The following is a 24,756-nucleotide window of genomic DNA, read 5'->3' as shown; positions in this document are numbered from 1 at the left end:
ATGAGGGCTGAGGATGGCTCGCTCTTACACGGCTGCGCGCAGCGCGTCGATGTCGGCGCCCTGGATCGCGTCGATATGGCGCGCGATCCTGTCGGCGTCCCAATCCCACCAGCGGATCGCCAGCAACTCCGCGACGATCTCGGGCGGAAAGCGCATCTTGACGATCCGGCCGGGATTGCCGGCGACGACCGCATAGGGCGGCACGTCCTTGGTGACCTGCGCCCGCGTGCCGATGATCGCGCCGTCGCCGATCCTGACGCCGGGCATGATCACCGCCTCGCGTCCGATCCAGACATCGTTTCCGATGACCATGTCGCCGCGATTGTTCGGGCCGGGCCGCTTGAGAGCCTCGGGATCGCCGAGGCCGAACATCTGGAAGGGGAAGGTCGAGAAGCCGCCGATCGGATGGTTGGCGCCGTTCATGATGAACTGCGCGGCCTGCGCGATCGCCACGAATTTTCCGATGATCAGCCGGTCGCCGATGAAGTCGAAATGATAGCGCACGCAGCGGGCGACGAAATGCTCCGGCCCGCGCGAGTCGTCATAATAGCTGTAGTCGCCGACCTCGATCAGCGGATGATCGACGACCGCCTTCAGGAAGGCGGTGCCCTTCCAGCCGGGGATGGGGTGGCGCGTCTGCGGATCGGGAAGCGGCATCGCGGGAAGGCCTTGGCCTGAAAAGGCGAAGGGCGGGAAGACCCGCCCTTCGATCACTCACTTCTTGTTGGTGTTGGCTGGCTTTGGCGGCGCCGGTGCGGCGGGCGCTGCAGCCTGCTTCTTGCCGAACATGCCCTTGATGTTATCGAACAATTCGATCTTCACCCCGTTCTTGCGCATGATGAAGCCCTGCTGGGTCACCGAGAGCAGGTTGTTCCAGCTCCAGTAGATCACCAGGCCAGCCGGGAACGAGCCGAGCAGGAAGGTGAAGAACACCGGCATCCAGGTGAACATCATCTTCTGCACCGGGTCCGGCGGCTCCGGGTTCATCTTCATCTGGATGAACATCGTGATGCCCATGATGATCGGCCAGATGCCGAGATGCAGATAGCTCGTCATGGCCGCTGGCAGGAAGAAGAAGATGTTCGTCGGATCGGGCGCGGCGAGATCGTGGATCCAGCCGAAGAACGGCGCGTGCCGCATCTCGATGGTGATGAACAGGATCTTGTAGAGCGCGAAGAACACCGGGATCTGCAGCAGCACCGGCCAGCAGCCGGCCACCGGGTTGATCTTCTGCGTCTTGTAAAGCTCCATCAGCACTTGCTGCTGCTTCATCTTGTCGTCGGCGTAGCGCTCGCGGATCGCCGTCATTTCCGGCTGCAGCGCCTTCATCTTCGCCATCGAGGCGTAGGACTTGTTGGCGAGCGGGAAGAACAGCGCCTTGAGCAGCACCGTGACGATCAGGATCGCGACGCCGAAATTGCCGACATGCTTGTAGATCCAGTCGAGCAGCAGGAACATCGGCTTGGTAATGAAATAGAACCAGCCCCAGTCGATCAGCAGGTCGAAGCGCGTGATCTGAAGATCGCGCTCATAGCCATTGATCGCCGCGACTTCCTTTGCTCCGGCGAAAAGCTTCGACTGCGACGCAGCACTCGCGCCCGGCGCCACCGCCACGGCTTCGCCGAGGAAGTCGGCCTGGTAGGTGCGCTCCGAACCGGTCTGGACCGAAGAAAAACGGCCTTCGAACTTGCGCTTCTGGTCGGGGATGACGGTAGCCGCCCAATATTTGTCGGTGATACCGACCCAGCCGCCGACAGCATCCTTCCAGTTCCGGCCGACGGTTCCGGGCGACAGCGCCGGCTCTTTATCGAGCTTATCGTAGGTCCATTCCTGCAGGCCGTGGTCGCCAACATAGCCGACGAGGCCTTCGTGGAGAACGTAATAGCCCAGCGTGTGCGGTCGGCCCTGACGGACGACCTGGCCGTACGGGAAGAGCGTGACCGCGGTGGCGCCCTTGTTCTCGACCTCGTCTTGGATCGTGAACATAGCGTTGTTGTCGACGCTGATAATGCGCTTGAAAATCAGGCCCTGGCCGTTGTCCCAGCTCAGCGTGACCGGCGTGGTCTGCGTCAGGGTCTGGTTATCCGCAGTCCAAACGGTTTTTGCGTTGGGCACCGCTACCGAGCTGCCGGGCGCTGCGACCCAACCGAAATCCGAATAATAGGCGTTGGGGCCGCCGGCGGGCGAAAGCAGGACGATGATCGGGCTATTGGGATCTACCGTCTCGCGGAATGCCTTGAGCGAGACGTCGTCCACGCGAGCGCCAGTGAGCGAGATCGAGCCAGCGATCCGGGGCGTGTCGATCTTGACGCGCGGGCTGGCGGCCAGTGCCTGCTCGCGCGTGCCGACGGCCTGCGTCGCGGGAGCGCCGGGCGCGGCGGAGCCGCCGGGCTGGCCCGGCGTGGCGGGCGTCGGGGTCGAGCCGGAAGCTGCGGGCGCCTGCTGGCTCTGGGCCTGCTGGTTCTGCCGCGCGGCCTCCTGCTGCTTCTCCATCTGCGGCTTGGCATAGAAGAACTGCCAGCCGAGCAGGATGACCACGGACATGACGATCGCGAGAAGCAGATTGCGGTTGTCTTCTTTCATCATGATCGGAAACGAATCTCGCTTGGTCCGGCAGGGGGCGGCGTGTCTGGTCAGCCTCGCGGCGCCGCATCGCGCTTCATGCGCGAGCGGTGCCGGTCAGCATGCGGCTTTTGAGGCTTCGCCCGGTCGATGGCAATGGACAGATCGGCCACGAGTGCGTGAAAATCTGCCTTCAGCACTTCGGAGCGGGCAACGACCACGATGTCGCAGGGCTTCGCGGTCTGGTCACGCAGCGCCTTGGCGGCGGCTGCGCGCAGGCGGCGGCGGATGCGGTTGCGCTTCACGGCATTGCCGGTCTTGCGCGAGGCGGTGAGCCCGAGCCTGAGCCCGTCCCGCTCTTCCTCGGGCATGCAGTCGCGCACCTGTGCCATGAAGGCAGGCGAACGAAAACGGCGGCCGTGGTCGGCCGCCGCCAGAAATTCTTTGCGTTGCGTCAGACGGGCGAGGCGCATGGCGGTTGGCCAGTCTTCCGGAACGGGCGCGCTATGGTCACGCGCCAGTGCTTGTCAGGCCGACAGGCGCTTGCGGCCGTGCGCGCGGCGAGCAGCGATGACCTTGCGGCCACCCTTGGTCGCCATGCGAGCGCGATAGCCGTGGCGGCGCTTGCGAACCAGCTTGCTGGGTTGATAGGTTCTCTTCACGGTCCGTCTCCGGGGCCTTTATGAGCACGACGGCCGCGGCTTTCCGGGGAAAGCATGGCCAACCGAGCCTGTCATGCGATAAGGGTCGGCGCGGCCTTTCGGCTGCGCAGGTGGCGGGCTTATGACGGATGGACGACACCGAGTCAATGCCGAATGATCCGCGAAGCCGCCATCTGCGGCGAAGCTCCGCGCATCATTCAGCGCGGCCGGCGCTTCGTGCCCTGGCGGACGCTGAAGGCCAGAACCAGGATGGAGCCGCCCGTCAGAGCCGCGGCCACGCCGGTCGGGCTGGCGTGCAGGCCGAAAGCGAGGCAGGCGCATAGCCCGACCAGTACAAGGATGGCGAGGGCGAGCCGTTCGTCATCGATGAACAGAGCGGCAATTTCGCGCAGGATCATGCCGATCGTCTTCATGCTGCGGTCTCCATGGAGTTCCGGCGAAAGGTTGCGGCGAGGGTGAGTCCGCTCGCCAGCAGGAGCGCCGCCAGCGCCGGGATCGCGATGTCGCCGCCAGGCCAATCGACGCCCAGCCCTTCCCCCGTCCAGTAGATACCGAAGGCCGATATCATCACGCCGACGGCGAATTTCAGGGTGTTCTCGGGAACGCGGGCGAGTGGCTTGCGCAGGGCGAGGCCGAGCGCCAGCACGAGCGCGCAGGCCGCGAGCGCCCCCAGGCTGGCGGGCCAGAGGAGGCCCCGGCCGGCGCCGACGGCGAGCACGATGAAGACGACCTCGATGCCTTCGAGCATGACGGCTTTGAAGGCGGTGAGCCCCGCTATCCAGTCGTGATGACCTGCCGTTCCGGCATCGCCGGCCTGCAAGGCCCCTGTTTCCTTGATGAAGGCTGCTTCCTCATCATGGAGCGCGATAAAGCCGGTGGCCCGCAGGATGGCCTTTCGCAGCCAGCGCAGGCCGAACATCATGAGCAGCACGCCGATGACGAGCTGAAGGGCTTGCAGTGGCACCCGTGTCAGGGCCGAGCCGAGCAGCAGCACCAGCAATGCGAGCACGGCCAGCGCGCAGCCCGTGCCGATGAGCGCCGGCCGCCAGCCGCGGACGGTCCCGACTGCGAGGACGATGGTAAAGGCTTCGACGACCTCGACCAGCGAGGCGAGGAAGGCAGCGGAAAGCGCTGGAGCGGCCATGGTCCACGTCATGAGCGACCTCTTGTGAATGGTCTGGTTGGCAGGCGACAATGGCGGCTTCTGCTGTCACTGCCGCTTCGGCCTTGAATAGCTATGATAAGATGCTATTTGTAACAGCGGTAACATTCAAGAGGTTCCATGGCGTCGCTCGAATGGTTGTTGCTGACCTACAAGGTTCCGGCCGAACCGGCGCGCAAGCGGGTCTCGATCTGGCGCAAGCTCAAGGGCATGGGCGCGGTCTATCTGCAGGGCGGCGTCTGCCTGCTGCCGAAGACCGACGACCATCTGCGGCGTCTCAAGATGCTCGAGAACGAGATCGCCGAGGCGGAGGGCGAGGCGCTGCTGCTGGCGACGGTCGGCCTCGATCAGAAGCAGCAGGAGAAGGTCGTCGCGCGCTTCAATGCCGATCGCGACGACGAGTACAAGGAGTTCATCGAGAAGTGTCTCGCCTTCGAGACCGAGATCGACGAGGAGACGCGGGTCTCGCATTTCACCTTCGCCGAGCTCGAGGAGAACGAGCAGGAGCTGATGAAATTCCGCAACTGGATCGAAAAGATCCGCAAGCTGGATTTCTACGGCGCCCCCCGTGCCGGCGAGGCGGCCGAGCGCCTGCAGCGTTCCGAAGCGATCCTCGACGCCTACGCGCACAATGTTTTCGCGGCGCAGGAGGAGAATCGCGCTCCCGAGGCGCCGAAGCGACCGTGACCGCGCTGGCGGATCTGGTGCCGGCAGGCTTGCGCTTCGCGCCGACATCCCCGATATAGCGCCCGGGAGGTTGGCGAGGGACGTCTCACTCGCCAACCGGGTCAGGTCCGGAAGGAAGCAGCCCTAACGAGACCGAACGGGTCTTCGTCCAGCCTCCCACCTCATGCGCCGCGTGAAAGCGCCGTGCACCCGCGCCATGCCTGGGCCGAGGTCGAACGGCGCGGCGCGCAAGTTGGCATAGCGCCATTGACCCTCGCCTCCCGATTGGCGAAACCAGTTTCCATGACCGACCAGATCGACGCCGCCTCTGCTGACGAACCGGGTTTCGCCGGTTTCGATCCGGCGCCTGCGCCGCAGGCGGCGTCCGGCGCGGCGCCGGCGCCCTATCGCGTGCTCGCCCGCAAGTATCGGCCGGCGCATTTCGGCGATCTAATCGGCCAGGAAGCGATGGTGCGCACGCTCACCAACGCCTTCGCCGCGGGCCGTATTCCGCAGGCCTGGATGCTGACCGGCGTGCGCGGTGTCGGCAAGACCACGACCGCCCGCATTCTGGCGCGTGCGCTCAACTTCCAGACGCCCGACGGACAGGGCGGCCCGACCACCGATTTGCGCGAATTCGGCGTGCATTGCCGCGAGATCATCGAGGGCCGCCATATCGACGTGATGGAGATCGACGCCGCCTCGAACAACAGCGTCGACAACATCCGCCAGATCAACGACGCCGTGCGCTATGCCCCGGTCTCGGCGCGCTACAAGGTCTATATCGTCGACGAGGTGCACATGCTCTCGACCGGCGCCTTCAACGCATTCCTGAAGACTCTGGAAGAGCCGCCGCCGCACGCGAAGTTCATCTTCGCGACCACCGAGATTCGCAAGGTGCCGATTACGGTGCTGTCGCGCTGCCAGCGCTTCGATCTGCGCCGAGTCGAGGCCGATGTGCTGGTCGGTCACCTCGCCGGCATCTGCAAGGCCGAGGGCGTCGATGCCGAGCAGGAGGCGCTCGCGGCCGTAGCCCGCGCAGCCGAGGGCTCGGTGCGCGATTCGCTTTCGATCCTCGACCAGGCGATCGCCCATGCGGCCGGGCGGATCACGCTCGACGACATCCGTTTCATGCTCGGCCTCGCCGACCGGGCGCGCGTCATCGACCTCTTCGAATCAGTGATGAAGGGCGACATTGCCGCGGCGCTGGGCGAGTTGCGGGCGCAGTACGATGCCGGCGCCGATCCGGCGGTGGTGCTCAACGATCTCGCCGAGTTCACCCATCTCGTCACCCGCCTCAAGCTCGTGCCCGAGGCGGTGAAGGATAACAGCCTCGCCCAGGCCGAGCGCGTGCGCGGCGGCGATTTCGCCCAGCGCCTCTCGGTCCGCGTGCTCGCCCGCACCTGGCAGATGCTGCTCAAGGGCATCAGCGAGGTGAAGCAGGCCGACCGCCCGGTGATGGCTGCCGAGATGGTGCTCGTGCGCCTCGCCCATGCCGCCGACCTGCCGACGCCTGACGAGGCGTTGAAGCTGCTGCGCGACGGTATGGGGTCGATCCCAGCCGGAAACGGCAATGGTGGCGGCGCGCCGCGCCCGCCTTCCGGCGGCGGCAACACCGCGCTCGCCGCCCGGCCGATCCTCGCCAGCGCCAATCCGGCCCCTGTGCCGGTAGCGCGCATTGCCGCCGCCCCCGCCGCGATCGTCGCCTCGATCGAGGATGTCGTCGCGTTGGCGTCGCAGAACCGCGACATCACGCTGAAGATCGCCCTGGAGCGCGATATCCGGCCGGTGCGTTTCGAGCCCGGCCGCATCGAGTTCTCGCTTGCCGAGGGCGCCTCGCGTACCCTCGCGCAGGATCTCTCGCGCCGCCTCAAGGAGTGGACGAACCAGACCTGGATGGTCGCCGTCGTCAACGAGGAGGGCGGCGCGACCCTGCGCGAGCAGGCGGTGGCGGCCAAGGACCGGCGCGAGAGCGACGCTGCGGCTCATCCCTCGGTCAAGGCCGTGCTGGAGCGCTTTCCCGGCGCGCGCATCGTCGACGTCCGTGATCCGCGCGCCATCGCCGCGGCCGAGAATGCAGCGTCGGCGCCGGCCGAGGACGAGTACCTGCCTGATTCCGAGCCGCTTTTCGATGATTCCGAGCCGGATTTCGACGGCATCGATTTCTGAGTTTTTTAAGGAGGATTTCCCATGCGCGACATGATGGGTCTGATGAAGCAGGCTCAGCAGATGCAGCAGAAGATGGCCGACATGCAGGCCGAGCTCGACGCCATCGAGGTCGAGGGCACGGCGGGCGGCGGCATGGTCACGGTCACGATGACGGCGAAGGGCGCGCTCAAGGGCGTGAAGATCGACCCGAGTCTGATGGTGCCGGACGAGCGCGAGATCCTCGAGGACCTGATCGTCGCCGCCGCGAACGATGCCCGGACCCGTGGCGAGCGCGTCATGCAGGAGCGCATGGCCGAGATCACCAAGGGCTTGCCGATCCCGCCGGGCATGAAGCTGTTCTGAGACAGGCCGTCATGCCCGGGCTCGACCCGGGCATCTCGTGCAGAAGGGCTCCGTCCTGAGATGGTCGGGTCAAGCCCGACCATGACGTTTCCATCGACGAGTCATCATGTCCCGCGCCATTGCCGGTCCCGAGATCGAAAGGCTGATCCAGCTCCTGGCCAAGCTGCCGGGGCTCGGGCCGCGCTCGGCCCGGCGCGCGGCGCTGCATCTGGTCAAGAAGCGTGAGCAGCTGCTCGGCCCGCTCTCCGAGGCGATGGCGGTGGCGCGCGAGCGCATCGTCGTCTGCTCGCGCTGCGGCAATGTCGACACCAGCGACCCTTGCGGCCTCTGCTCCGATCCGCGCCGTGACGACGGGCTCATCGTCGTCGTCGCCGATATTTCCGATCTCTGGGCGCTCGAGCGCTCCGGCGCGGTCTCCGGCCGCTATCACGTGCTCGGCGGCGTGCTCTCGGCGCTCGATGGCGTCAGGCCCGAGCATCTCTCGCTCGATGCCCTGGTGGCGCGCGCTTCCGATCCGGCGGTGAAGGAGATCATCCTCGCGCTCAGCGCCACGGTCGACGGCCAGACCACGGCGCATTTCATCACCGACCTGCTCGCGCATCTGCCGGTCAAGGTGACGAAGCTCGCCCATGGCGTGCCGGTCGGCGGCGAGCTCGACTATCTCGACGACGGCACGCTGGCCGCCGCGATACGCCAGCGCACGGGGTTTTGAGACGTCGCGCGTCATTCTCGGGCACAGCGACGCGCAGACCCGAGAATCGCTGGCCGGACGAGGCACGCGAGCGTTTTTGTCAGGGGATGCTCGGGTCAAGCCCGAGCATGACGGCCAAGCGGAAGCGTCCTCAGAACTTGTAGGCGATGCTGGCGCGGGTGCTGTGCGCCGTGAATTCCTGATCGCCTGTCAGGCCCGGAAAGGCGCCGGAGCTCGCGAAACGGTTCCGCCCGAAATCGGTGTAGCGGTACTCGGCGCCCAGGATCAGGTTGTCGGTGAAGGCGAAGTTGACGCCGGCGCCGAGGTTCCAGCCGGTGCGTGCGCTGGTCAGCCTTTCGCCGAAGCCGGCCGGATCGAAAACGCGCCGCTCATATTCGGTAAAGGAGGCGCCGCCTGCGGCATAGATCATCATGCGGTCGAAGGCATAGCCGATGCGGATGCGCGCCGCGCCCTGCCAGTCCTGCGAGACGCGGCCGTTGACGCCGATGCCGGCGAAGCGGCTGCGGCTGTTGACGGCTTCGGTATCGCCCTCGAGGCCGAGCACCACGCTGCCGAACTGATAGTTGAAGCCGGCATGGGCGCCGCCGAAGGCGGAATCGTCGTCGATGCGGAAGCTCATCGGCGCGAAGGGGCCGATCGGCGCGCCGATCCGCACGCGGTTGCTGCCCCAGGAGTAGCCGCCCTGGAGACCGGCATAGACACCGGTCCAGGAATAGAGCGCCGGCAGTTCAGGCGCGGGCGGCAGGGCGACGCCGCGCAGATCGGCCGCGGCGGACGCGCCGGACAGCAGCGCCACGCATCCTGCCAGGGCATATCTCAGCTTCGACATCGGGCTTTCCGAGGACATGTGATGCGCCCGAATGGTCGAACGCGCCCGGACATAACGAAGCATTAAGGTTAACAATCGGCTAAATTGGTGCCGGGGGAGGAAAGCGCGGGAACGATTGCGGCCGAGCGCGGTTCACCGCAAGCTGCGGCGAGGCAGGGCGGAGCGCGAAATCCGAGATGGCATTCCTGAAGCGGATCACCGGTGCGGCCGGCATCGGCGTCGCGCTCGGCTATCTGTCCGGGGTGCTTGCCAATCGCCGCGGCCGGCGCCGGCAAGAGGAGGCTCGAGGACGGCAGGCGCGCACGCCGCTGCAGATGACGTGGCTTGGCTGGAAGGACGTGCTGCTGCGCTTCGTCGGCAATGTCGCCGACAACCGGCTGACCTCCCTTGCCGGCGCGGTCGCCTTCTTCACCCTGCTCTCGCTGGTCCCGGCGCTGTCGCTGCTGGTGACGATCTACCGCTATTTCACCGATCCGGCGACCATCGCCGGGCAGCTCGACGCGGTGACGACCATGTTCCCGCAGGCCGCGCGGGAGCTCATCCACGAGCAGGCGATGCGGCTCTCGACCCAGTCGGGAGTCAGCCTGTCCCTGACCTTCTACATCAGCCTCCTCGTCGCGGCCTGGTCCGCCAACGCGGCGGTGAAGGCGATCTTCGACGCGCTCAACATCATCTATCGCGAACAGGAGAAGCGCAGCTTCCTCAAGCTCAACGCGATCTCGTTGTTAACCACGGTGAGCGGCGTCGTGCTGCTGGTCGCGGCGCTGGTCGCGATCGCCAGCTTGCCGGTCGTGACCGCGCTGTTTCCCTTCCATTTCGAGCTGGAACGGCTGATCCGGCTGGTGCGCTGGCCCGCCTTCTTCGTCATGGCAACGCTCTCGATAGCGGTTCTCTACTGGATCGGCCCGAGCCGCCAGCGCATGCGCTTCGTCTGGGTCATGCCCGGCGCCATCGCTGTGGCCCTTCTATGGGGCGCGGCCTCCTATGCCTTCTCCTGGTATGTCAGCACGCTCGGCAACTACACCGCCGCTTATGGCTCGCTCGCGACCGTCGTGGTGTTCATGACCTGGCTCTGGCTCTCGGCGACCATCGTGCTCGCGGGGGCGGAGCTGAACGCGGAGCTGGAACACCAGACCGCGCACGACACCACGACGGGCAAGCCGAAGCCTCTCGGCCAGCGCGGCGCCACTCTCGCCGACCGGGTCGGCCCGGCGAAGGCGGAGTGATGCTCGATCCCGAAACCACACGCCAGGACGATCTGCGCAGTGGGACCGGTCCCTGGCGCGCCGGCATCGACCGGCCGGCCGGGCAGCCGCTTGAAGCCGATACGCGTTGCGACGTGGCCATCGTGGGCGCGGGTATCACCGGCGCGCTCTTGGCCGAGCATCTGACGGCGATGGGGCTCGACACCGTCTTGATCGATCGCGAGCGCGAAGGGTTCGGCAGCACGGCGGCCTCGACGGCCATGTTGCAATGGGAGATCGATCTGCCGCTGCGCGAACTGGCGGCGCTTTATGGTTTCGAGCGGGCGGCCGAGATCTATCGGCTCAGCGCCGGAGCGGTTGCCGGGCTTAGCCGGCTTGTCGGCGAGCTCGAGCTTTCCTGCAGTTTCTCGCCGCGCCACACGATCTATCTGGCCGCCGGGGAGATTGGGCCGCGCGAGTTGCGCGATGAGGCTCAATTGCGCGGCCGCGCGGGATTGCCGGGCGAATTCGTCGAGCACGCAGCCCTGCTCGGCAGCTTCGGCTTCGACCGCAAAGCGGCGATTGTCTCCCCCGGCTCTGCCGAGGCCGACCCCGTGAGCCTCTGTCACGGCCTGATCGCGGTCGCCGCCCGGCGCGGCGCGCGCCTGATTCGCGACGAGGCGATCGGTTTCGATGGAGCCGCCCGTGGCGCGGCCGTCGGCCTGTCAGGGGGCCATGTCGTCGAAGCCGGGCATGTCGTGCTCGCAACCGGCTATGTCATGCCGGAGATCGTGCGCGACGACCTGCACCGCGTCGCGTCGAGCTGGGCGATCGCCACTGCCCCGCAGCCGCCTGGCGTTTTTTGGCCGGGTCCGGCTCTCGTCTGGGAAGCTTCCGAGGATTATTGCTACTGCCGGACCACGGCCGGCGGCCGCATCGTCTTCGGCGGCGAGGACGAGGATTTCGCGGACCCGGAGCGGCGCGAGGCGCTGGGAATGCTGAAGACGCAAGCCCTGCTGCACCGGCTTCAGGCATTGATCCCGCAGGCGCGCCTCGATGTCGACCGTGCGTGGTCCGGTGCTTTCGGCCAGACGGAGGACGGCTTGCCGCTGATCGGGCGCGTGCCGGGTCATCCGCGTCTCCTCGCCGCCTACGGCTATGGCGGCAATGGCATCACCTTCAGTTTCCTCGCGTCCCGCCTGATCGGCTCGCTCGTCCGTGGCCGGGAGGAAGGCTGGTTCGGGCATTTCGCGATCGACCGCTCGCGGCCTGGGTGAACGATCGCATTGCAGCGCTGCAATCTCGCCTTTGCCGGCGAAGGCGGCGACAAGCGGGGTGGGAAGCGCCATGTTTGATGACGGCGGCCAGTGCGGCTGCCGTGAAAGGATCCCGCCATGTCCGCGACCGCAGAGAAGACCGCGCCTCTCGCCATTCTGGAGGCGCATGACGCGCCCTATCATGTCGGGGCTGTCACCTTGCGCGTGCGCGATCTCCCCAAGCTGGTTGCCTATTATCGCGATGCGATCGGGCTGCGGCTGACCCGGGAAGACCGTGACAGTGCGGAGCTCGGCATCGGCGGGCAGGTGCTGGTCCGGCTTCAGGCCGGGGCGGCGCAGCCGAGCTCGGCGGCCGGCCTCTTCCATCTCGCCATCCTGCTGCCGTCGCGGCGCGATCTCGCCAACTGGCTGAAGCACGCCGCCGAAACCCGCATTCCGCTCGAAGGCGCATCCGATCACCTCGTCAGCGAGGCACTCTACCTTTCGGACCCCGAGGGCAACGGCATCGAGATCTACCGCGACCGCAAACGGGCGGAATGGCCGCGCCGTCCCGATGGCGGCATTGCCATGGCGACCGAGCGGCTCGACCTGGACAAGCTGCTCGCCGAGGCCGAGAGCGCCCCCTATGCGGGCATGCCCGAAGGCACCGGCATGGGCCATATTCATCTGCGCGTCGGCGACACGGTGGCGGCCGAGGCCTTCTATCGCGACCTGCTCGGCTTCGATCTGATGGTCCATTATCCCGGTGCGAGCTTCCTCGCCAGCGGCGGTTACCACCACCATATCGCCGGCAATATCTGGGGCAGCCGCGGCGCCGGGCCGCGCCGGCCCGGGGAGGCCGGGCTCGATCGCTTCGAGGTCGTGGCGCGGGGCGAGGTGGATTTCGCGGCGATGCGCGAGCGCATCCTTGCGGGCGGCGGCAGCGAGGCCGAAGGGGCGCCGACGATTGCCGACCCCTGGGGCAACAGGCTGGTCCTGGCCCGCTGAGCAAGCTCAGCGCGTCAGCAGGTGGGACCGACGACTTCCGCCCGCATCGTGCTTGAAACCGTTCGCCTCCCAGAACGCTGCGGCATGTAGATCGCCAGCGCGCAGCGATAAGCGCGGCGCCAGTGCCAGCCCCTGCTGAATGAGCGCCGCGGCGAGCGCGCGGCCGACACCGCTGCCGCGATGCAGCGGCCTGACATAGACATGTCTGACCCGCAGGAGGTCCGGCTCGGGATCGTAGGGATCGGGCGTGAGGGCGCCGATGCCGGCGAGTTCCCCTTGCTGAAAGGCCGCGAAGGCAGCGAAGCGGTCGTCGCTGCCGGCATAATGCCCTGCCAGCCATTCCTCGCGCAGGCCTTCGACGAAACGATAGCTTTCCGCGCTCGCCTCGTGGCGCAAGGCCTCGAAATCGTCCGGCAGGCTTTCGGCCAGCCGGACGATCTGAATGGCTGGCGGGTTCACAGACCCTCGAACAGGGCGCTGGAGATGTAGCGCTCGGCGAAGGAGGGGATGATCACCACGATGGTCTTGCCGGCGTTTTCCGGCCGCGCGCCGACTTCGAGCGCCGCTGCAACGGCGGCTCCCGAGGAGATGCCGGCCGGAATGCCCTCGCTTCTGGCGAGCGCGCGCGCCGTTTCGAAAGCGGTCTGGTTGCCGACGGTGACGACCTCGTCGATCACGCTGCGATCGAGCACGCCCGGCACGAAGCCGGCGCCGATGCCCTGGATCTTGTGCGGGCCGGGCTGTCCCCCCGAGAGGACCGGCGAATCCTCGGGCTCGACCGCGACCATCTTCACGCTGGGCTTGCGTGCCTTCAGCACCTGGCCCACGCCGGTGATGGTGCCGCCGGTGCCGACGCCCGAGATGATGATGTCGACCTGGCCGCTGGTGTCGTTCCAGATCTCCTCGGCCGTCGTCTTGCGGTGAATCTCCGGATTGTGCGGGTTCTCGAACTGCTGCGGGATGATCGCGCCGGGAATCTCGCTCTTGAGCTCCTCGGCCTTGGCGACGGCGCCGCGCATGCCGGCGGGGCCGGGCGTCAGGACGAGTTCGGCGCCGAGCAAGGCGAGCATCTTGCGCCGTTCCAGAGACATCGTCTCGGGCATGACCAGGATCAGGCGATAGCCGCGTGCCGCCGCGACGAAGGCGAGCGCGATGCCGGTGTTGCCTGAGGTCGGCTCGATCAGCGTGCCGCCCGGCTTCAGCGCGCCCGAGGCTTCCAGCGCATCAATCATGTTGACGCCGATGCGGTCCTTCACGCTGGAGATCGGGTTGAAGAATTCGAGCTTGGCGAGGATCGTCGCCTTGACGCCGCGGTCGGCCGGCAGGCGGTTCAACCTGACGAGAGGGGTGTCGCCGATCGTGTCGGTGATCGAGTTGTAGATGCGCCCGCGTCCGGGGGCCTTTGTCGCTTCAGCCATGGATGAATCCTCCTGGAGGGCCTGCCGGCGGTGAAGCTAGGTCAATTCACAGATTGTGTCGATTAAAGAAACAAATCACAATCTTAAATAGTGAAATCTGCTCCGGAACTACCTCTGCCGAAGACGGATTTAGCCTGCGCCCGCTGGCAGAGCTCTTCCACGGTCACCTTGTCGAGCATTGCCAGGAAGGCGGCCGACGCGGCCTCAACCTCCGGCCCGACGACCTCGTCGACGAGCCGCGATTGCGGCAGGGGGCCGAGCCCTTCTTCGCCGGATTCCTGCATCGCGGCGCGGGCGATGTCGCCGGCGGTGATCTTGCGCCTTTCGCGGGCGAGTTCATAGCCGCCGCGCGGGCCCCGCACGCCCTTGAGAATGCCGACGCGGACAAGCGTCTGAAGCAGCGTCTCCAGATGGCGCGGCGGCAGGGCATGGCGCGCGGCCAGAAGCTTTGCGGCGACCGGCGAAGGCCGGGCGTGCAGCGCGATGTCGACCACGGCTGCGATGGCAAGCAGGCTGCGGCGCGAGAGCAGCATCATGGCCGCTTCTCCCGGTTTTTGCCGCCGCCGACGCCGGTGGAGCCGAAGCCGCCCGCGCCGCGCGCGGTGGCATCGAGGCTTGCGACCTCCGTCAGCGTGGCATGCGTCACGGGCGCGATCACCAGCTGCGCGATCCGGTCGCCGCGCGCAATGGCGAAGGCCTCCTGCCCGAGATTGATCAGCGGCACCTTGACCTCGCCGCGATAATCGCTGTCCACGGTTCCCGGCGCGTTCAGCACGGTGACGCCGTGCTTGACGGCAAGGCCCGAGCGCGGGCGAACCTGCCCCTCGAATCCATCAGGCAGCTGCATCGCGAGCCCCGTCGGAACCAGCGCCCTCTCGCCGGGAGCCAGCACGAGCGGCTCGCCGATGGCGGCGCGCAGGTCGAGGCCGGCCGCGCCGGCCGTCTCATAGGCCGGCAAGGGCAGGTCTGCGCCATGCGGCAGTCGTTGCAGCGCAACCGTCACCATCGCGATCAGCCCGCCCGGTCGGTCGGGGCAAGGCCCGCGATATGGGCGATCAGCCGGCTCGCAACCTCGTCCTTCGGTAGGGTCGGCCAGGTTTCGACTCCCGCGGCCGTGACGAGATGGACCGTATTGGCATCGCCGCCCATCACGCCCGTGCCGCCGACGTCGTTGGCGACGATCAGGTCGCAGCCCTTCTTCGCGAGCTTCGCCTTGGCGTAGTCGATGACGCTCTGGGTCTCGGCGGCAAAGCCGACGACCAGCGGCGGGCGCCCGCTCTTGCGATGCGCCACGGTGGCCAGAATGTCGGGGTTCTCGACCAGGGCGAGCGGCGGCAGAGCCTTGCCGTCCTTCTTCATCTTGTCCGGCGCGGCATCGGCGACGCGCCAGTCGGCGACGGCGGCGGCGAAGATGGCGATATCGGCCGGCAGGGCGGTTTCGACCGCGGCAAGCATCTGGCGGGCGGATTCGACATGGAGAGTTTCGACTCCCGCGGGATCGGGCAGATTCACCGGGCCGCTGACCAGCGTCACCCGCGCGCCCGCCGCAGCCGCGGCCGCCGCGATGGCGTGGCCCTGCTTCCCGGAAGAACGGTTGGCGATGTAGCGGACGGGGTCGATCGCCTCATGCGTTGGCCCCGATGTGATCAGCACATGCCGGCCGGCAAGGGGCCCCGGCTTGGCGTGGTCGCCGCCGGGCAGCCGGCCGAGGAAGCCGATGGCACGGGTGGCCGCGGGCTTTTCGCCGGCCAGCGCGGCCTCGATCGCGGCCAGCAGCTCGGGCGGCTCTGCCATGCGGCCGGGTCCGCTCTCGCCGCGTTCGGCCATCGCCCCGACATTGGGGCCGACGACGAGGACACCGTCCTTCTCGAGCTGGGCCATGTTCCGGCGCGTTGCCGGGTGCTGCCACATCCGGGGATTCATCGCCGGCGCGATCAGGATGCGCTTGTCGGTGGCGAGCAGGGCGGTCGAGGCGAGATCGTCGGCGAGGCCGTGCGCCATCTTGGCGATGAGATCTGCGGTCGCCGGCGCCACGACAATCAGATCGGTCGAGCGCGACAGCTGGATATGGCCGATATCCGCCTCGTCGGTCAGGGAGAAGAGGTCGGTGAAGCAGCGCTCGCCGGCGAGCGAGGAGACGGCGAGCGGCGTGACGAATTGCTCGCCGGCCTTGGTCAGGATGCAGCGCGAGGCGATGCCGCGATCCTTCAGCCGGCGGATGACTTCGAGCACCTTGTAGGCGGCGATACCGCCGCCGATGATCAGGAGAACGGAGCGGGAAGCGGACAAGGCGGCTCCTCGGGCAAAGGCTTGCGGCGAACTGACCGCTTCCTAGCACCCGTGGTGCGGCGCTGTCATGCGCCGCGCAAGCTGCCGCCTTCGTCAGTCGCGCGGCAGGTCCGGCACCTTGTAGGCCGTCGTCGCCTTGATCCTCTCCATGGCGAAGCGCGAGGTGACGTTCTTGAGCGGGATCGTCTCGATCAGCTTCTTGTAGAAGCCGTCATAGGCGGCCATGTCCGCGACGACGACGCGCAGCATGTAGTCGACATCCCCCGCCATCCGGTAGAACTCCATCACCTCTGGCATCGCCGCGACCATCTGCGCGAATTTCTCCAGCCAGGGGCCGGAATGATCAGCCGTCTCGATCTGGACGAAGACGGTGAGGCCGAGCCCGATCTTCTCCGGCGCGACCAACGCGACGCGCTTCAGGATCACCCCGGCCTGTTCGAGCTTCTGGATGCGCTTCCAGCATGGCGTCTGCGACAGCCCGACCCGGTCGGCGAGCTCGGCAATGGAAATATTCGCGTCGGCCTGCAGGACAGTGAGAATTTTCCGGTCGATGGCGTCCATTCTCTCAAACTCGCTCTCTGGAGTGTTTTATGCTTCAATATCGCCATCATAGAGATAAAATATCTTTTTGAGGCTAATCTATTGCATTCAGATAGAAAATCCTTTTCTCAATCTGTCAATGGGGTGCCTTTCCGGCACCGTTCTGAAGGGTTTCGACGATGGATCGCCGCCAGTTTCTCATCGCCGGTTCGAGCCTGGCGGCAGCTTCAACTTTCGCCGGCGTTGCTCGCGCGCAGCAGAGCGTCACGGCCCGCGTCGGCTATATCCCGATCGTCGGTACGGCGCCGTTCTTCGTCGCCAATGGCGAGGGCTGGCTGAAGCAGGGCGGCATCGACGTCGCCGTCACAGTCTTCGAATCCGGCCCGAACATGATCCAGGCGCTCGCCTCCGGCACCATCGACGTCTATGTCGCCGGCGTAGCCCCGCTGGCCGTCGCCCGCTCGCGCGGCGTCGATATCCGGGTGGTCGCCTCGACGGCGATCGGCGAGAACGTGGTCGTCAGCGCGCCGTCGCTGACGAAGTTCTTCACGCCGGGTATCGGCACCGCAGCCGCCTTCAAGGCTTTCCGCGCCGCCAATGGAAAAGCTGCCCGCCTTGCGACCCAGCCGGCCGGCTCGGTGCCGAATACGACGCTGCAATATTGGCTCTGGGAGGTCGCGAAGGTCGACAGGGCGGATGTCGAGATCGTGCCGATGGGCATCGACGCCACCCAGCAGGCGATCCTGGCAGGCGCCGTCGATGGCGGCAGCGTCCGCGAGCCGGCACTGACGATCATCCAGAGCCGCAACCCGCAGATCAAGCTGATCGCCGGCGGCGAGGAGGTCTTCCCCGGCCAGCCCGGCACGGTCGTCGCCGTCTCCGGCGCCTTCGCCACCAAGAACCCGCAAGCCGTGCAGACGCTCGTCGACGGCCTCGTCAAGGCCGCCGCGCTGATCAAGGCGAACCCCGCCAAGGCCGCACCGCATGTCGGCGCCGCCCTGGGCAAAGGCATTGTCGACCCCGAGCTGATCCAGAAGGCGCTGGTCTCGCCCGCGAGCCGGTTCGAGATCGATCCGCGCAAGATCATCGAGCCCTCGCGCGCCATGCAGGCCTACCAGGTCAAGCTCGGCTCGCTCGAGAAGGAGCTGCCCTTCGACGGCCTGTTCGAGACGCAGTATTACGAGCGCGCGGTCAAGACGAACGGCTGACACGGTGGCACGGCTTCGGGCTCCGGCCCTCGCCCTAGTGGGCCTCCTCGCCTTCCTGCTGCTGTGGGAGGCGATGCCTTGGTTCGGGTTGGTGAATCCGGCCTTCCTGCCGCCGCCCAGTGCGCTGCCGAAGGCTTTCATGCGTGAGGTCTCGTCCGGCGCCTGGTTGACGGCCATACTGGGCTCCCTCTGGCATTACTTCGTCGGGCTCTTCGTTGGCGCGGGGCTCGGCATCGCGGCCGGCGTCCTCGTCGGCATGTCGCGGATCGCCGAGGAGGCGACGGCCTGGGTCGTGCGCGTGCTCCGGCCGATCCCCGGCCTCGCCTGGGTGCCCTTCGCCATCATCTGGTTCGGCGTCACGCCGGGCGCGGCGGTCTTCATCATCGCCATCGGCGTGTTCTGGATCGCCTTCTTCGCGGCGCAGGGGGCGATCCGCGGCGTCGATCGCGATCTCGTCGAGGTCGCCGACGCCTTCGGCTTCCGCTCGCCCTGGCAGCGCCTCTTCAAGATCCTCCTGCCGGCGGCGATGCCGGGGATCCTCGTCGGCTTCCGCACGGCGCTGGGCCAGGCCTGGATGGCGGTGGTCGCGGCCGAGATCTTCGGCGTCGCCGGCGTCGGCCAACGCATGATGCAGGCCTCAAGTCTGCTCGCGACCGACATCGTCGTCGTCTACATGCTGACCATGGCGGCGCTTTACGGCCTGCTCGACACCGGCTTCGTCGCCTTCCAGAAATGGGTGCTGCGTTGGAAAGCGTGATCGAGATCAAGGGTCTGTCGCTGACCTTCACCCGCGACGGCGAACAGACCGAGGTGCTGCACAAGCTCGACCTCAGCGTCGGGCGCGGCGAGTTTCTCGCCATCGTCGGGCCATCGGGCGTCGGCAAGTCGACGCTGCTGCGCGTCATAGCCGGCCTTGCGCAGCCGAGCGCCGGCGAGGTCGTCATCCACGCGAAAGATACGACGCGAAGGCCGGTTGCCCTTGTCTTCCAGGATTCGCGCCTGCTGCCCTGGCGCAAGGTGGTGTCGAATGTCGGCTTCGGCCTGGAAGGCCGGGTCTCACGGGCCGAGCGTCTCGCAAAGGCCGGCGAGATGCTCGATCTGGTCGGGTTGCGCCCGCTGGCGCAGCGCTGGCCGCATCAGCTCTCCGGCGGCCAGCGCCAACGCGTCTCGCTGGCGCGGGCGCTCGCCGTCGAGCCCGAGATCCTGTTGATGGACGAGCCCTTCTCGGCGCTGGATGCGCTCACCCGCGAAACCCTACAGGACGAGTTGATCCGCGTCTGGCAGCGCACCGGCAAGACCGTGCTCTTCGTCACCCACGACATCGACGAAGCCGCCTATCTCGCCGACCGGGTGGTGATCCTCTCCGGGGCGCCCGGGCAGATCATCGCCGAGCACCGCATCGACGCGGCCCGCCCCCGCCGGCGCGGTGCCGCGGCCGAGGCCGAGATCGTGCGGGCCGTCCGCCACGGGCTCGGCGCCGACATCGTCATGGACGGAGCGGCGATCTAAACAAGCGCGAAGCTCAGTCCTTGCCGAGAAAAACCTTGAACGCCTCGCTGTAGTCCTTGTGCCAACGCGAGAGCGGCGGGCGGTTCTCGATGATGTCGCCCATTGCCCAGGCCATCCGCTTTTCGTCGAGAGTGCGGGTCGTCTCGCCATCGGGGCACAGGATGTAGAAGTCCCCGGCACCGAGACGCTCCAGCATGAAGTCTACAGTCTGCTCCGGCGTCCAGGCACCGTCCGGCTTCTCGGCACGTCCGCGCGCCGTCAGCGGCGTGAAGACGAAGCCCGGGATCAGCAGATGGGCGGTCACCTTGCAGCCCTTGGTGCTGCGCAGTTCGTGCTGCAGCGCCTCGGTGAAGGCCTTCATTCCGGCCTTTGAGACATTGTAGGCCGGGTCGCCCGGCGGGGTGGTGATGCCCTGTTTCGAGCCGGTATTGATGATCAGCGCCGGCTCGCCATGGGCGATCATCTCCGGCCCGAAGAGCTGCGTGCCGGCGATGATGCCGCCGAGATTGACGGCGAGCGTGCGTTCCCAATTGTCCTGCGGCCCGAAGATCGCGCTGCCCGGCTGGGTACCCGCATTGTTCATCAGCACATGGACCTTGCCGAAGCGGGCGATGACCGCCTCGTGCAGATGGGCGATCTCGTCACGGCGCGAGACATCGGTCTGCACCGCAAGCACATTGGCGTCGCCGATCAGAGCCGCCAGAACCTGACCGGCTGCCTTGAGCGCCTCGGCGTCACTGTCTGCGATCACGATCCTCATGCCGCGCTCGGCGAAGGCGCGGGCAGCGGCGAAGCCGATCCCTGACGCGCCGCCGGTGATGACCGCGACATGCGAGGGAGCGAGAGCGGGGTGGCTTGTCATGATCTTCTCGGTCCAGGATTGGGGCGGTGGAGCTAAGGCGCGAGCCGCGGCGACATCATGGCACGCTGCCCGCCGCAAGCGCATGACGGAGAATGCGGCGAGACCCGCCTCACCGCCTTGTCATTGGTATGCGAGGCTGGATTGAGGCATGGGTCGGGATATTCGAGGACAGTGACGAGATCATGCAGCGCATTTTCGATGGGCGTTTCCTGGGCAAGGCCATGTTGGCGCTGGGGCTGTTGGCGCCCGGGCTGACGCTGGCGGGCGAGTCCGCCCCGGTGACCTCGCCGCGCGTTACCGCCACGCTGCTGTCTGGTCGCGATGCGGTGACGCCCGGCGAGCGCTTCAAGGTCGCGCTGTTCCAGAAGCTCGCGCCGCACTGGCATACCTATTGGCTGAACCCCGGCGATTCCGGCGAACCGACGGCGATTCAGTGGACGCTGCCCGCCGGTGCCACGGCCGGCGAGATCCAGTGGCCGGCGCCGAAGGCGATCCGGGTCGAGCCGCTCGTCAATTTCGGCTTCGAGGGTACGGTGCTGCTGCCGGTCGAGATCACGGTGCCCGCTGATGCCAGAGCCGGAGACAATTTCACGCTCAAAGCGGATGCGACCTGGCTGGTCTGCGAGAAGATCTGCATTCCCGAGGAGGGTTCGTTGACCCTCGATCTGCCGATTGCGGCTGCCGGCATCACCGACGAGGCGGCGCAGGCGCGCATCGATGCGGCCTTGGCAGCCCTGCCGAAACCGGCATCGTTCCGCGGCAAGCTCCGCGGCGAAGGCGACAAGCTCGTGCTGAATCTGCCGGGGCTTCCGTCCGGCGCGAGTGATCTGCGCTTTTTTCCGGTTCTCGATACGCTGATCGAGCATGCGGCCGACCAGCCGCTCGCCGCCGGCGCGAAGCCAATGTTGACGCTGGTGCGCTCGGGCGCCTTCAAGCTGCTGGAGCCGGAGGTTTCCGGTGTCCTGACCTTCAGCGAGAATGGCGAGGCCAAGGCGGTGACGCTCGCCGCCGATGCCGACCCCGCGCTGCTGACAGCGGCCGAAACAGCTACGCCGGAGGCTCGGCCCGCCGTGGTGCGGATTCCGGTCCCGGTCGAAGGCGCCGATCTGACGATCTGGGCGGCGTTGGCACTGGCCTTCGTCGGCGGGTTGATCCTCAACCTGATGCCCTGCGTACTGCCGGTGCTTTTCATCAAGGCGCTCGGCTTTGCGCAGCTCGCTCACGCCCATCGCAACGCGGTGCGTGAGCAAGGTTTGCTCTTCCTCTGCGGTGTGCTCATCGCCTTCACGGCGCTGGCCGGTGCGGTGATTGCGCTGGGAGCGGTCGGCAACAGCGTCGGCTGGGGCTTCCAGCTCCAGTCCCCGCCGCTCGTCATCGCGCTGGCGGTGGTGATGGTGCTGATCGGCCTGAATCTGCTCGGCGCCTTCGAGATCGGAGCCTCGATCGCCGGCGTCGGCGACGGCCTCGCCAGCCGTGGCGGCCGTGTCGGCGCCTTCATGACCGGCGTTCTCGCCGTGGTCGTGGCGACGCCCTGCACGGCGCCCTTCATGGGTGCGGCGATGGGTTATGCGGTGGCGCAGCCGCCGGCCGTCGCTTTCTCGGTCTTCGTGGCGTTGGCGCTCGGCTTTGCGCTGCCGGTGGTGGCACTCTCCTTCGCGCCCGGCCTGCTGCGCCTGCTGCCGAAGCCCGGCCGCTGGATGCTGGTGCTGAAGCAGGCCTTCGCCTTCCCGATGTTTGCGACTGCGGTCTGGCTGATCTGGGTCGCCTCGGTGCAGAGCGGCCCGCAGGGCGTTCTGGCGGCGCTCGTCGCCGTTCTGGCGGCGGCCTTCGTCGTCTGGCTTGTCGGCGTCACGCGCGGCTCTCTGCCGCGTCGCGTCTTCGGCTCGGTGCTGGCCGCGCTGGTCGTGCTCGGCGCCGGCTGGTTCACGGTCCAGAACGCCGTTCCCGGCGCGACGACCGAAGCGCATGCGGGCGATATCGAGGCCTGGTCGCCCGAGCGCGTCGTGGCGCTGCAGGCGCAGGGAAAGCCGGTCTTCGTCAACTTCACCGCTGCGTGGTGCATCACCTGCATCGCGAACGAGCGCGTCGCGCTCTCTCGCCAGGAGGTGAAGGATGCTTTCGCCAAGCTCGGCGTGGCCTATCTCAAGGCCGACTGGACGAATCGCGATCAGCGCATCGCCAAGGCGCTGGCCGAGCAGGGCCGTGCCGGCGTGCCGCTATACCTGTTCTATCCGGGTCGCAAGGACGGGCAGGCCGAGATCCTGCCGCAGCTCCTGACGCCCGATGCTGTGATCGCGGCCGCCCAGCGCGCGGCGGGCCGGGAGGCGAAGACCGCGGCGGCAACGCCTTAATCTTCCGGTGAACAGAGAGGGAGACAGACATGAAAAGCCTGACCAGACAGATTTTCATCGCTGGCCTCGCTATGGCCGGCCTCGCCTTCCCGGCGGTCGCCTTCGCTCAGGGAGCCGCCAAGGTCGGTGCGTCGGCCCCGGCCTTTCAGGCCGTCGATGCCGACGGCAAGACCCGCAACCTCTCCGAGTTCGCAGGCAAGACCGTGATCCTCGAATGGACCAACCACGAATGCCCCTATGTGCGGAAGCACTACAGCAGCGCGACCATGCAGACGCTGCAGAAAGACATGGCGAAGGAAGGCGTCGTCTGGCTCTCGGTCATCTCCTCGCCGCCGGGCGAGCAGGGCTATGTCGATGGTGCCAGGGCCAAGGAGCTGACGGTCCAGCGCGACGCGGCGCCGGCCGGCATTCTGCTCGATCCGAAGAGCCAGGTGGCGCGGGCCTATGGCGCGCAGACCACGCCGCATATGTACATCATCGATCCCAAGGGCACGCTTGCCTATATGGGCGCGATCGACGACAGGCCGTCTTCCGCAGCCTCGAGCCTCAAAGGCGCCAAGAGCTATGTCCGCCAGGCGATCGCGGAGCTGAAGGCCGGCAAGCCTGTTTCTGAGGCGAGCACCAAGGCTTATGGCTGCGTCGTGAAATACGCGCCGCTGAGCTGAGGCTCAAAGCAGTCATTCTCGGGCGGAGCGTAGCGCAGGCCCGAGAATCTCCGGTAAGAGTTGCTCGCGTCAGGCCCGGGCATGACGGCCTGCTGTCGCGTGGTTATTGCGAGCGCGGGCCGAGATCGCGCGGGGCTGCGTTGATCGTCACGATCTGGCCGTTGCGCAGCTCCAGCACGGCAAGCCCGCGTTCCACTTGCCCGTCCGGCCGGAAGCGGAAGACGCCGTCGGCGCCGGCAAAGCCGGAGGCATTGGTCAGAACGCTCTCGGAAAAGCGTTGCGAGCCCTGCGTGCGGGCCAGCGCCGCTGACAGCGAAACCGCGTCATAGGCAAGCGTCGCGGTGCGGGTCGGCGCGCTGTTGAAGCGCTGCTGGTAGCGCCCGGCGAAGGCGTTGAAGCCGGCAGTGTCGGGCGAGGCGAACCAGCCGCCCTGGATCGCCGGCACGCGTGCGATCCCGGCATCGTTCCAGACGCCGGTGCCGAGCGGCTTCACCTTCGCGGGATTGTAGCCGGCTTCCTGCAGGAACTGGCCGAGCGTCGGCATAGTATCGGCGGCGGCGGGCACGAACAGCGCGTCCGCCTGCTGCAGCGAGGGCATCAGCCGCTGGACCGCGCCGCGCATCGCCGCGGGATCGGCGCCGAAATGCTCGATCGCGGCGACACGGCCGCCTCTGCTGGCGACGGCCTGCTGGAAAGCTGCCTCGACGACCTTGCCATAGGCGGTATCGGGGAGGAGTGCAGCGAAGGATTTCCGGCCCTGCTGGCTGGCATAGGCGATGACGCGGTTGACGTCGTTCTCGGGCGGGAAGGAGAGCAGATAGACGCCGCGCGAGGCGACGCTGGTATCGCTCGAGAAGGCGATGATCGGACGATTCGCACCGCGTGCGACCTGCGCCGCCGCCTGCACCGAGGGGGCGAAGAGCGGGCCGATGATCAGTTCCGCCCCTTCCGACAGCGCTTCCTGCGTTGCCGCACGCGCGCCTTCCGGCGTGCCGCGGTCGTCCTTCACCAGGAGCGTGAGATCAGCGTTCGGAAACTCGGCCAGCGCCATCTCGGCGGCGTTCTTCAGCGAATTGCCGACGACCGCGCCCTGCCCTTCCGCCGTCAGCGGCAGCACGAGGCCGACCTTGACCTTGCCGTTGCCGATGGTCTGCCCGGTCGGTGCCGCGCCCGGCGCGGAATCGAAGCCCGGCAGGCCCGAGGTGCCGCCGCCGCAGGCGGCCAGCGTGAGCGGTAGAAGGACCGCGAGAGCCCGTGCCTTGAACCGCAGGACCGGCGCGACATACCGATGATGCAACACGGGCGATCTCCAGTCGTGGCCGGGCAGGCAGGCGCTCGCCCGGCGATGAGTTCCAGCGGAAG

27 protein-coding genes and 1 other RNA gene are annotated in these 24,756 nt (G+C 67.3%); 13 read left to right on the top strand and 15 right to left on the bottom strand.

The features are described 5' to 3' along the window. Positions 1-24: 24 nt before the first annotated feature. The 6 genes from AC1DDA_RS20945 to AC1DDA_RS20920 all read right to left on the bottom strand — a co-directional run bounded on the left by AC1DDA_RS20945 (position 25) and on the right by AC1DDA_RS20920 (position 4,380). Complete coding sequence (locus tag AC1DDA_RS20945; protein WP_476797266.1) at positions 25-657, bottom strand: CatB-related O-acetyltransferase; 633 nt, start codon at positions 655-657, stop codon at positions 25-27. A 57-nt stretch (positions 658-714) separates the two neighbouring features. Continuing rightward, entirely contained in the window at positions 715-2,583 is a 1,869-nt protein-coding gene (gene yidC / locus AC1DDA_RS20940; protein ID WP_476797265.1) for a membrane protein insertase YidC, read from the bottom strand. Between the two features lie 50 nt (positions 2,584-2,633). After that, a complete protein-coding gene (rnpA, locus tag AC1DDA_RS20935; RefSeq protein ID WP_441510021.1) occupies positions 2,634-3,035 on the bottom strand; it encodes a ribonuclease P protein component in 402 nt (133 codons plus the stop codon). Between the two features lie 54 nt (positions 3,036-3,089). Then, positions 3,090-3,224, bottom strand: coding sequence for a 50S ribosomal protein L34 (gene rpmH, locus AC1DDA_RS20930; RefSeq protein WP_038364779.1), 135 nt, complete (start codon positions 3,222-3,224; stop codon positions 3,090-3,092). A 197-nt stretch (positions 3,225-3,421) separates the two neighbouring features. Further along, positions 3,422-3,637: a hypothetical protein gene (locus tag AC1DDA_RS20925; protein WP_476797214.1), complete on the bottom strand. Its 216-nt coding sequence runs from the start codon at positions 3,635-3,637 to the stop codon at positions 3,422-3,424. Beyond that, complete coding sequence (locus tag AC1DDA_RS20920; RefSeq protein WP_476797213.1) at positions 3,634-4,380, bottom strand: COG4280 domain-containing protein; 747 nt, start codon at positions 4,378-4,380, stop codon at positions 3,634-3,636. The genes AC1DDA_RS20925 and AC1DDA_RS20920 overlap by 4 nt, the downstream gene beginning before the upstream one ends. Before the next feature lie 126 nt (positions 4,381-4,506). On the opposite strand from AC1DDA_RS20920, the gene AC1DDA_RS20915 reads away from it, so the two are divergent. The 5 genes from AC1DDA_RS20915 (at position 4,507) to recR (ending at position 8,275) form a co-directional block, all read left to right on the top strand. After that, positions 4,507-5,073 carry a Chromate resistance protein ChrB gene (locus AC1DDA_RS20915; RefSeq protein WP_476797212.1) on the top strand — a complete coding sequence of 189 codons (567 nt, stop codon included), beginning with the start codon at positions 4,507-4,509 and terminating at the stop codon, positions 5,071-5,073. 64 nt (positions 5,074-5,137) lie between these two features. Next, an RNA gene (ffs, locus tag AC1DDA_RS20910) (signal recognition particle sRNA small type) lies at positions 5,138-5,234 on the top strand. Positions 5,235-5,355: 121 nt separating this feature from the next. After that, positions 5,356-7,221 carry a DNA polymerase III subunit gamma/tau gene (locus AC1DDA_RS20905; RefSeq protein ID WP_476797211.1) on the top strand — a complete coding sequence of 622 codons (1,866 nt, stop codon included), beginning with the start codon at positions 5,356-5,358 and terminating at the stop codon, positions 7,219-7,221. Between the two features lie 21 nt (positions 7,222-7,242). After that, a complete protein-coding gene (locus AC1DDA_RS20900; RefSeq protein ID WP_441471122.1) occupies positions 7,243-7,563 on the top strand; it encodes a YbaB/EbfC family nucleoid-associated protein in 321 nt (106 codons plus the stop codon). 106 nt (positions 7,564-7,669) lie between these two features. Continuing rightward, positions 7,670-8,275: a recombination mediator RecR gene (gene recR, locus AC1DDA_RS20895; protein ID WP_441510016.1), complete on the top strand. Its 606-nt coding sequence runs from the start codon at positions 7,670-7,672 to the stop codon at positions 8,273-8,275. A 130-nt stretch (positions 8,276-8,405) separates the two neighbouring features. On the opposite strand, the gene AC1DDA_RS20890 is transcribed toward recR, so the two are convergent. Further along, positions 8,406-9,104, bottom strand: coding sequence for an outer membrane protein (locus AC1DDA_RS20890; RefSeq protein WP_476797210.1), 699 nt, complete (start codon positions 9,102-9,104; stop codon positions 8,406-8,408). A 176-nt stretch (positions 9,105-9,280) separates the two neighbouring features. On the opposite strand from AC1DDA_RS20890, the gene AC1DDA_RS20885 reads away from it, so the two are divergent. The 3 genes from AC1DDA_RS20885 (at position 9,281) to AC1DDA_RS20875 (ending at position 12,552) form a co-directional block, all read left to right on the top strand. Continuing rightward, positions 9,281-10,330, top strand: a complete 1,050-nt coding sequence (locus AC1DDA_RS20885) for a YihY/virulence factor BrkB family protein (RefSeq protein WP_441510014.1) — start codon at positions 9,281-9,283, stop codon at positions 10,328-10,330. Beyond that, positions 10,330-11,565, top strand: a complete 1,236-nt coding sequence (locus AC1DDA_RS20880) for an NAD(P)/FAD-dependent oxidoreductase (RefSeq protein WP_476797209.1) — start codon at positions 10,330-10,332, stop codon at positions 11,563-11,565. The genes AC1DDA_RS20885 and AC1DDA_RS20880 overlap by 1 nt, the downstream gene beginning before the upstream one ends. A gap of 117 nt (positions 11,566-11,682) precedes the next feature. Continuing rightward, entirely contained in the window at positions 11,683-12,552 is an 870-nt protein-coding gene (locus AC1DDA_RS20875) for a VOC family protein (protein ID WP_476797208.1), read from the top strand. 6 nt (positions 12,553-12,558) lie between these two features. On the opposite strand, the gene AC1DDA_RS20870 is transcribed toward AC1DDA_RS20875, so the two are convergent. The 6 genes from AC1DDA_RS20870 to AC1DDA_RS20845 form a co-directional block, all read right to left on the bottom strand. Then, positions 12,559-13,011, bottom strand: a complete 453-nt coding sequence (locus tag AC1DDA_RS20870; protein ID WP_476780150.1) for a GNAT family N-acetyltransferase — start codon at positions 13,009-13,011, stop codon at positions 12,559-12,561. Further along, positions 13,008-13,970, bottom strand: coding sequence for a cysteine synthase A (cysK, locus tag AC1DDA_RS20865; protein ID WP_476797207.1), 963 nt, complete (start codon positions 13,968-13,970; stop codon positions 13,008-13,010). The genes AC1DDA_RS20870 and cysK overlap by 4 nt, the downstream gene beginning before the upstream one ends. A gap of 83 nt (positions 13,971-14,053) precedes the next feature. Further along, on the bottom strand, positions 14,054-14,506 hold the full coding sequence (locus AC1DDA_RS20860) for an RrF2 family transcriptional regulator (RefSeq protein ID WP_441471129.1): 453 nt from the start codon (positions 14,504-14,506) through the stop codon (positions 14,054-14,056). Next, positions 14,503-14,976 (bottom strand): dUTP diphosphatase, encoded by a 474-nt coding sequence (gene dut / locus AC1DDA_RS20855; RefSeq protein WP_476797206.1) that lies wholly within the window; start codon positions 14,974-14,976, stop codon positions 14,503-14,505. Before dut ends, AC1DDA_RS20860 begins: the two co-directional genes overlap by 4 nt. Positions 14,977-14,981: 5 nt before the next feature. Beyond that, positions 14,982-16,259 (bottom strand): phosphopantothenoylcysteine decarboxylase domain-containing protein, encoded by a 1,278-nt coding sequence (locus AC1DDA_RS20850; RefSeq protein WP_476797205.1) that lies wholly within the window; start codon positions 16,257-16,259, stop codon positions 14,982-14,984. Positions 16,260-16,352: 93 nt separating this feature from the next. Then, positions 16,353-16,820 (bottom strand): Lrp/AsnC family transcriptional regulator, encoded by a 468-nt coding sequence (locus AC1DDA_RS20845; RefSeq protein ID WP_149131741.1) that lies wholly within the window; start codon positions 16,818-16,820, stop codon positions 16,353-16,355. 158 nt (positions 16,821-16,978) lie between these two features. On the opposite strand from AC1DDA_RS20845, the gene AC1DDA_RS20840 reads away from it, so the two are divergent. The 3 genes from AC1DDA_RS20840 to AC1DDA_RS20830 all read left to right on the top strand — a co-directional run bounded on the left by AC1DDA_RS20840 (position 16,979) and on the right by AC1DDA_RS20830 (position 19,516). Next, positions 16,979-18,007, top strand: a complete 1,029-nt coding sequence (locus tag AC1DDA_RS20840; RefSeq protein ID WP_476797204.1) for an ABC transporter substrate-binding protein — start codon at positions 16,979-16,981, stop codon at positions 18,005-18,007. Positions 18,008-18,080: 73 nt separating this feature from the next. After that, complete coding sequence (locus tag AC1DDA_RS20835) at positions 18,081-18,764, top strand: ABC transporter permease (RefSeq protein WP_441510120.1); 684 nt, start codon at positions 18,081-18,083, stop codon at positions 18,762-18,764. Next, positions 18,740-19,516 (top strand): ABC transporter ATP-binding protein, encoded by a 777-nt coding sequence (locus AC1DDA_RS20830; protein ID WP_476797203.1) that lies wholly within the window; start codon positions 18,740-18,742, stop codon positions 19,514-19,516. The genes AC1DDA_RS20835 and AC1DDA_RS20830 overlap by 25 nt, the downstream gene beginning before the upstream one ends. Positions 19,517-19,529: 13 nt before the next feature. Here AC1DDA_RS20830 and AC1DDA_RS20825 read toward each other — a convergent pair whose 3' ends face one another. Beyond that, positions 19,530-20,378, bottom strand: coding sequence for an SDR family NAD(P)-dependent oxidoreductase (locus AC1DDA_RS20825; protein WP_476797202.1), 849 nt, complete (start codon positions 20,376-20,378; stop codon positions 19,530-19,532). A gap of 182 nt (positions 20,379-20,560) precedes the next feature. On the opposite strand from AC1DDA_RS20825, the gene AC1DDA_RS20820 reads away from it, so the two are divergent. Further along, on the top strand, positions 20,561-22,729 hold the full coding sequence (locus AC1DDA_RS20820) for a protein-disulfide reductase DsbD family protein (protein ID WP_476797201.1): 2,169 nt from the start codon (positions 20,561-20,563) through the stop codon (positions 22,727-22,729). A gap of 29 nt (positions 22,730-22,758) precedes the next feature. Continuing rightward, positions 22,759-23,394: a thioredoxin family protein gene (locus AC1DDA_RS20815; RefSeq protein ID WP_476797200.1), complete on the top strand. Its 636-nt coding sequence runs from the start codon at positions 22,759-22,761 to the stop codon at positions 23,392-23,394. Positions 23,395-23,497: 103 nt separating this feature from the next. Here AC1DDA_RS20815 and AC1DDA_RS20810 read toward each other — a convergent pair whose 3' ends face one another. Beyond that, positions 23,498-24,694, bottom strand: a complete 1,197-nt coding sequence (locus AC1DDA_RS20810; protein ID WP_476797199.1) for a penicillin-binding protein activator — start codon at positions 24,692-24,694, stop codon at positions 23,498-23,500. Positions 24,695-24,756: the final 62 nt, after the last annotated feature.

The sequence above is a fragment of the Allobosea sp. 10N428 genome, from assembly GCF_056394545.1.
The sequence above is the reverse complement of the archived record's forward strand: the minus strand, read 5'-3'. Positions and strand labels throughout refer to the sequence as shown.